Origin of the sequence: Cyanobium sp. BA20m-p-22, assembly GCF_024346275.1 — a bacterium.
In the GTDB taxonomy this organism is placed as follows: Bacteria; Cyanobacteriota; Cyanobacteriia; order PCC-6307; family Cyanobiaceae; genus Cyanobium_A.
In genome coordinates, this window is record NZ_JAGQCQ010000192.1 from 1 (window position 1) to 7,149 (window position 7,149).

The window sequence follows — 7,149 nt, forward strand, 5'->3', positions numbered from 1 at the left end:
CCGCAGCAATCAGGGCCTCATCGGCGATCTTGAGCCGGTGGTGGGTTTCATAGCGCTCCTTGAGGCCTCGCAGGATTTCGATCGTTTCATCGACGGAGGGTTCGCCCACCATCACCGGCTGGAAGCGGCGCTCCAGGGCGGCATCGCGCTCGATGTGTTTGCGATATTCATCCAAGGTGGTAGCGCCGATGCACTGCAGCTCACCTCGCGCCAAGGCTGGTTTGAGGATGTTGGCGGCATCGATGGCACCCTCGGCGGCCCCCGCCCCGATCAGGGTGTGCACCTCGTCGATCACCAGGATCACGTTGCCGGCGCTGCGGATCTCCTCCATGATTTTTTTGAGCCGTTCCTCGAATTCACCGCGGTACTTGGTGCCGGCCACCAGGAGTCCGATGTCCAGGGTGAGAACGCGCTTCTCTTCGAGGATGTCCGGGATATCGCCGGAGTTGATGCGCTGGGCCAAACCCTCGGCGATGGCGGTCTTGCCGACGCCGGGCTCGCCAATCAGCACGGGGTTGTTCTTAGTGCGGCGACCCAGGATCTGGATCACCCGCTCAATTTCGTTTTGGCGGCCCACCACCGGGTCGAGCTTGCCGTCGGCGGCCTGCTGGGTGAGGTTGGTGCCAAATTCGTCGAGGGTGGGGGTTTTGGTGGAACCCTTGCCGCCCCCACCGCCTGCGCTCACCTCAGCGGTTTCGCCGAGCATGCGAATCACCTGGGTGCGCACCTTGGCCAGGTCGACGCCGAGGTTCTCGAGCACCCGGGCAGCGACCCCTTCGCCCTCGCGGATCAGACCCAGCAGCAGGTGCTCGGTGCCGATGTAATTGTGGCCCAACTGGCGGGCCTCCTCGAGGGAGAGCTCGAGCACCCGCTTGGCCCGGGGGGTGAAGGGAATCTCGACGGCCACGAAGCCGGAGCCCCGGCCGATGATCTTCTCAACTTCGACGCGGGCATCCTTGAGGTTGACGCCCATCGACTTGAGCACCTTGGCCGCCACGCCGGTACCCTCGCCGATCAGACCCAGCAGAATCTGTTCAGTGCCCACAAAGTTGTGGCCAAGGCGGCGGGCCTCTTCCTGGGCCAGCATGATCACCTTGATGGCTTTCTCGGTAAAGCGCTCGAACATTGGCCGGGGCCGGGTACAAGTTGATCCAAGCTACCAGGGTTATCGGGTGCGGTGTGGTTTAGGTTCGCTGAAAGCCAGATCCGTTGCTGCTACAGGCAGCAAGCGGGCTTTTGCAAACAACTTGAGCCCCTGATGTAGCGGTTTTCAGCAATAAGAAAAGCCGGTTATCCACACCCTGGCTCTTCATCTTTGCTTGCCGTTAGCTGCAGCCATTGGATCAGGGCATCGTCCCCATTGCGGTAGTAACCGCGACGCAGCCCCCCATCCCGGAAGCCGCAACGGCGATAGAGGGCCACCGCGGCGCCGTTGCCAGGGGCAACCTCCAGGGTTGCGTGCAGGGCTCCGCTGGCCCGGGCGATCTCCAGCAGGGCCTCCAGCACCCTGCCGCCCAGGCCCAGGCGTCTCTGCTCTGGAGCAACGGCCACCAGGGTGATGTGCAGTTCATCGAGCACCAGCCAGCCGCAGGCCATGGCCAGCAGGTGCTCCCCCCGCCAGAGCCCCACCCCAGACCGGCCCTGATCGGCCAACTCAATCTGCCATTGGCTGGCGCTCCAGAGGCCCCCCAGGCTGGCCCTGTCGAGGTCGAGACAGGCCCGCCAATCGTCGGGTATCAGCAGGGACTGGCGCAGCGGCGCCAAGGGCTTCCGTACATTCATGTTCCCTAGACCCGCGCGGCCCCAGCCATGGTGACCTCCCGTGAGCCCCTCGCGCCTTCACGGCCGTTTGAGGTTGACCAAGACCTATCCAGCCCCAACCGCAACCTCACCCCCCTGACCACCCGGCTGGACGGGGAGGGACGCTTGAGCCTGGGGGACTGCACCCTCAGCGACCTGGCCCGCCGTTACGGCACTCCTCTCTACGTGCTCGACGAGACCACCCTGCGGGCCACCTGCCGCGCCTATCGCGAAGCCCTGGCCCGGCACTATCCGGGCGAAGCTCTGGCCCTGTACGCCTCCAAGGCCAACAGCTCCCTGGCGATCACGGCCCTGGTGGCCGCCGAGGGATTGGGTCTCGATGCGGTCTCGGCCGGAGAACTGTTGACCGCTTTCCAGGGCGGCATGGCCGGCGAGCGGATCGTGCTTCACGGCAACAACAAGAGTCGCGAGGAGCTGGCCCTGGCAGTGGCCCACGGGGTCACCGTGGTGGCGGACAACTGGCGGGACCTGGAGCTGCTGACTGAGCTGGCGCCGGGCTTCCCAGGGCCGGCGCGACTGATGCTGCGCTTTACGCCCGGCATCGAATGTCACACCCATGAGTACATCCGCACGGGCCACCTCGACAGCAAGTTTGGCTTCGATCCCGACCAGCTCGAGGCGGTGCTGCAGCACCTGACGACCTGCCCCTGGGCCCGTCTCACCGGGCTGCACGCCCACATCGGCTCCCAGATCTTCGAACTCCAGCCCCACCGCGATCTGGCCGCGGTGCTGGCCGACGCCCTGGCCCTAGCCCGATCCCTCGGCCATCCCGTGGAGGATCTCAACGTGGGCGGGGGCCTCGGGATCCGCTACGTGGCCAGCGACGATCCGCCTTCAATCGATGCCTGGGTGCGCACGGTGGCCGAAGCGGTGGTGGAGGCCTGCCGGGAGAGGGGGCTCGTTCTGCCGCGGCTGCTCTGCGAACCCGGCCGCTCCCTGGTGGCGACGGCGGGGGTCACCCTCTACGAGGTGGGCAGCCGCAAACCCATCCCGGGCCTGCGTACCTATCTCTCCGTAGATGGCGGCATGAGTGACAACCCCAGGCCGATCACCTATCAGTCTCAGTACACAGCCCTGTTGGCCGATCGCCCCATGGCCGAGCCCAACGAAACCGTCACCGTGGCCGGCAAGCACTGCGAATCCGGCGACGTGCTGCTCAAGGACCTGGCCCTGCCCCCTGCCACCGCTGGGGATGTGCTGGTGGTATTCGCCACCGGTGCCTACAACGCCTCGATGGGCTCCAATTACAACCGCATCCCCCGACCGGCGACCGTGCTGGTTGCGGAGGGATCTGCCGAACTGGTGCAGCGTCGCGAGCAGCCGGAAGACCTACTGCGCTACGACGTTCTGCCATCCCGACTCCGCTACCTAGGCTGAGCTGAGTGTCAGGAGGGGCTGTGGTCGGGCCGCAACTTGGGGGGTTGCTTCGCCTCATCGATCCGCGCCTGCTCCTGGATCTGCTGTTTGCGACCAGCCTCGGGGTCCTGGTGCTGGGCCGGATCACCGAGGCCCGCACCCTCTGGCTGCTGCGCGGCTATCTGCTGCTGGTGGCCCTGGCTTGGGTCGTGCAGAGATACGCCAATCTGCCCCTCACCAGTAAATTGGTGGATGCTCTGGTGCTGGCCTGCAGCCTGGCCCTGGCGATTCTCTGGCAGGGGGAGCTGCGGCGCTTGATGGAGCTGCTCGGCACCGGCAGGCTCGGGGTGCTGTTTGACAACCGCAGCAGCGACCAGCTGGGCTCAGGCTCGGTGGCCATACTCAGCGAGGCCGCCGGGCGCCTGTCCCAGGCCCGCCGCGGCGGCCTGATCGTGGTGGATCTGGGCTGTGATCTGCGGCCCGAGGATTTTCTCAACCCCGGCATTGATCTCGATGCCAAGTTGACCGTGGACCTGCTGCTGAACCTGTTTGCCGCAGACACGCCGCTCCACGATGGGGCCGTGCTGGTGAAGGCCAACCGGATCGTGGCCGCCGGAGTGATCCTGCCCCTCTCGCGCCAGGGAATCAATCGCTACGGCACCCGCCACCTGGCGGCCCTGGGGCTTACCGAGCGCTTCGACCAGTGTCTGGCCATTGTGGTGTCCGAGGAAACGGGCACCCTTTCCCTGGCGAGCCAGGGCCGGCTGGAGAGGCCCATCACCAGCAGTCGCCTCCACGATCTGCTCAGCAAGGCCCTGGCCTTGCCTGCGGGTCGTACCGTGACCAAGGACACGCCGGAATCCCGCGGATGAGTCGCGCCTTGGCGACCGACACTGTGACTGCCGCCCAGGCCGGGCTGTCGGACCTGGATGGGGCCAGGCTGCCGCGCCACGTGGCCGTGATCATGGACGGCAACGGGCGCTGGGCCAAGCAGCGCAACCTGCCCAGGGTGATGGGCCACCGCGAGGGCGTCGAGGCACTTAAGCGCACCCTGCGGCTCTGCAGCGACTTGGGCATCGGTGCCCTCACCGCCTACGCCTTCTCCACCGAAAACTGGAGCCGCCCGGGAGAGGAGGTGAGCTTCCTGATGACCCTGTTTGAGCGGGTCCTGGCCAGGGAGCTGCACGCCCTGGAGCAGGAGCAAGTGCGCATTCGTTTTCTTGGCGATCTCGAGCCCCTACCCCCGGGCTTGCAGCGCCTGATCGCCGATGCCACCGAGCGCACCGCCGCCAACTCCGGCATCCACTTCAACGTCTGCACCAATTACGGCGGCAGGGCCGAGTTGGTACGAGCTGCCAGACGGCTGGCCCAGCGCTGCGCCGCGGGCGAGCTCGATCCGGCCGCCATCGACGAGCAGGCCTTCACCGCTGAGCTCCACACCGCCGGCGAACGGGATCCCGACCTGCTGATTCGCACCAGCGGCGAGCTGCGCATCAGCAACTTCCTGCTCTGGCAGCTGGCCTACGCCGAAATCCACATCACTAATGTGCTCTGGCCGGATTTCGACGAGGCGGCCCTGCTGGGCGCCCTGCTCGACTACCAGGGCCGCCAGCGCCGCTTCGGCGGAGTCGATCCCTGCTGAACCTGCCGAACCTGCTGAACCTTCCTTGATCACACGTCACGACTGGTGTCGTTCCGAAATCCTGGCCCTGCTTGAGCTGCCCCTGGTGGATCTGCTCTGGCAGGCCCAGCAGGTGCACCGGGAGGCCAACCCCGGCTACCACGTGCAGCTGGCCTCGCTGCTGAGCGTTAAGACCGGCGGCTGCGAAGAAGACTGCGCCTATTGCCCCCAGTCGCTGCACAACAGCAGCGACCTGAGCGGCCGACCGGAACTGGAGGTGGAGCCGGTGCTGGCTCGGGCCCGCACCGCCAAGCAGGCCGGGGCCGATCGTTTCTGCATGGGCTGGGCCTGGCGTGAAATTCGCGACGGCGCTCCCTTTGAGGCCATGTTGGCGATGGTGCGGGGCGTGCGCGGGCTGGGTCTGGAGGCCTGCGTCACCGCCGGCATGCTCAGCGATTCCCAGGCGGCACGACTGGCGGAGGCAGGGCTCAGCGCCTACAACCACAACCTCGACACCAGCCCCGAGCACTACGGGCGGATCATCACCACCCGCACCTACCAGGAGCGGCTGGAGACCCTGCAGCGGGTGCGAACCGCTGGGATATCGATCTGCTGTGGCGGCATCATCGGCATGGGCGAAACCCAGACCGACCGGGCCGGGCTGCTTGAGGTGCTGGCCAACCTGGACCCCCATCCCGAGAGCGTCCCGATCAATGCCCTGGTAGCAGTGGAGGGCACCCCCCTGGAGGAGCTGCCGCCGGTGGACCCCCTGGAGCTGGTGCGGATGGTGGCCACGGCCCGGATCCTGATGCCCTCCGCCCGGGTGCGGCTCAGCGCCGGCCGAGAGCAGCTGGGTCGGGAGGCCCAGATCCTCTGCCTGCTGGCTGGGGCAGATTCGATCTTCTATGGCGACACCCTGCTGACCACCTCCAATCCGGCGGTGGAGGCAGACCGGCAACTGCTGGCGGCCGCCGGGGTGCGGGTGGGGGGATGAGCCTGCTGGTGGCGGCTTTCTATCGCTTCGCCGCGCTTGAAAACCTGCCGGCCCTGCGGGGCGAACTGCTGCAGCTGGCGGAAGCTCAGGGGCTAAGCGGCACGATCCTGCTGGCAGCTGAGGGGGTCAATGGCACGATCTCCGGAGCAGATGCTGGCGTGCAGGAGCTGCTGGATCGGCTGCGGCAGGTGGCAGGCCTAGAGCGGTTGGACGCCAAGCTCAGTCGCTCCGGCGTTCAGGCGTTCCACCGGCTCAAAGTGCGGCTCAAGCGCGAGATCGTGACCATGGGTGAGCCCCAGGTGAGTCCCTATCTGGCATCTGAGGTGGGCACCCACGTGCCCCCTGGCCAGTGGGATGCCCTGATTGCCGACCCCGACACCCTGGTGATCGATACCCGCAACGCCTACGAGGTGGCGATCGGCAGCTTTGAGGGGGCGCTGGATCCGGGCACTGACACTTTTCGCGAGTTCCCCCAGTGGGTGGAGCAAAGCTTGCGGCCGCTGGTGGCCGAGCGCCAGCCCAAGGCAATCGCCATGTTCTGCACAGGTGGAATCCGCTGCGAGAAGGCCACGGCCTACTTGCAGCAGCAGGGCTTTGAGGGGGTGCACCACCTGCAGGGCGGCATCCTCCGCTATCTCGAAGAGGTTCCGGCCCAGGGGAGCAGCTGGTGGGGGGAGTGTTTCGTATTTGACCAGCGGGTGGCGGTGAACCACCAGCTCGAGCCCGGTGAACACAGCCTTTGCTTCGCCTGCGGCCTGCCGCTGGCGCCGGCCGATCGCCAGCTGCCCAGCTATCGCGCCGGGGTGAGCTGCCGCCACTGCATCGAGCGTTTCAGCGATTCCGATCGGGCCCGATTTGCCGAACGACAGCGCCAGATCGGGCATGCCCGGGCCAGTGGCTGACCTCCGGCCGATCCTCTACAGCTTCCGCCGCTGCCCCTACGCGATCAGGGCGCGACTGGCGCTGGCGGCGGCTGGCTTGCGGCCGGGGGTGAATCTGGAGCTGCGGGAGGTACACCTGCAGGCCAAGCCCCCCGAGCTGCTGGAGGCCTCGGCCAAGGGCACAGTGCCGGTGCTCGTCCTGCCCGATGGGCGGGTGCTCGACGAGAGCCTGGGGATCATGCACTGGGCTTTGGCGCGCAGCGACCCCCACCGCTGGCTGGGGGGCTGGGGGCCGGCCCAGCTGGCGGCGATGGAGGCGCTGATCAACGCAAACGACGGCCCCTTCAAGCACCACCTCGATCGCTTCAAATACCCCGATCGCTACCCGGGCGAGGCCTGCGAGGCCCATCGCCAGGCCGGCCTGGCCATCCTGCGCAGCTGGAGTCCACGGCTGGAACCTGGGGGCTGGTTGCTCG

General features: G+C 67.0%; 8 protein-coding genes. 6 read left to right on the forward strand and 2 right to left on the reverse strand.

Annotation, left to right across the window (positions count from 1 at the left end):
* Window positions 1–1,126 (reverse strand): Clp protease N-terminal domain-containing protein (locus KBZ15_RS15030; RefSeq protein ID WP_255016008.1); only part of this gene is annotated, 1,126 nt, incomplete at its 3' end.
* 164 nt (window positions 1,127–1,290) lie between these two features.
* A complete protein-coding gene (locus KBZ15_RS15035) occupies window positions 1,291–1,782 on the reverse strand; it encodes a GNAT family N-acetyltransferase (protein ID WP_255016009.1) in 492 nt (163 codons plus the stop codon).
* Window positions 1,783–1,809: 27 nt separating this feature from the next.
* On the opposite strand from KBZ15_RS15035, the gene lysA reads away from it, so the two are divergent.
* From lysA to KBZ15_RS15065, 6 genes are all read left to right on the forward strand, one after another.
* On the forward strand, window positions 1,810–3,198 hold the full coding sequence (gene lysA / locus KBZ15_RS15040) for a diaminopimelate decarboxylase (RefSeq protein ID WP_255016010.1): 1,389 nt from the start codon (window positions 1,810–1,812) through the stop codon (window positions 3,196–3,198).
* Window positions 3,199–3,242: 44 nt separating this feature from the next.
* On the forward strand, window positions 3,243–4,049 hold the full coding sequence (locus KBZ15_RS15045; protein WP_255016011.1) for a diadenylate cyclase: 807 nt from the start codon (window positions 3,243–3,245) through the stop codon (window positions 4,047–4,049).
* Window positions 4,046–4,819: an isoprenyl transferase gene (locus tag KBZ15_RS15050; protein ID WP_255016012.1), complete on the forward strand. Its 774-nt coding sequence runs from the start codon at window positions 4,046–4,048 to the stop codon at window positions 4,817–4,819. Before KBZ15_RS15045 ends, KBZ15_RS15050 begins: the two co-directional genes overlap by 4 nt.
* A gap of 25 nt (window positions 4,820–4,844) precedes the next feature.
* Window positions 4,845–5,792, forward strand: a complete 948-nt coding sequence (gene bioB, locus KBZ15_RS15055) for a biotin synthase BioB (RefSeq protein ID WP_255016013.1) — start codon at window positions 4,845–4,847, stop codon at window positions 5,790–5,792.
* Window positions 5,789–6,694 (forward strand): rhodanese-related sulfurtransferase, encoded by a 906-nt coding sequence (locus tag KBZ15_RS15060; protein ID WP_255016014.1) that lies wholly within the window; start codon window positions 5,789–5,791, stop codon window positions 6,692–6,694. Before bioB ends, KBZ15_RS15060 begins: the two co-directional genes overlap by 4 nt.
* Window positions 6,687–7,149: glutathione S-transferase N-terminal domain-containing protein (locus tag KBZ15_RS15065; RefSeq protein ID WP_255016015.1), on the forward strand; the 463-nt coding region annotated here is incomplete at its 3' end. The genes KBZ15_RS15060 and KBZ15_RS15065, both read left to right, overlap by 8 nt.

Excerpts from the sequence above, each read along its gene's own strand:
- KBZ15_RS15035 (WP_255016009.1), bottom strand. The coding sequence starts at position 1,782 with ATGAATGTACGGAAGCCCTTGGCGCCGCTGCGCCAGTCCCTGCTGATA.
- KBZ15_RS15060 (WP_255016014.1), top strand. The coding sequence starts at position 5,789 with ATGAGCCTGCTGGTGGCGGCTTTCTATCGCTTCGCCGCGCTTGAAAAC.
- KBZ15_RS15050 (WP_255016012.1), top strand. The coding sequence starts at position 4,046 with ATGAGTCGCGCCTTGGCGACCGACACTGTGACTGCCGCCCAGGCCGGG.
- lysA (WP_255016010.1), top strand. The coding sequence starts at position 1,810 with ATGGTGACCTCCCGTGAGCCCCTCGCGCCTTCACGGCCGTTTGAGGTT.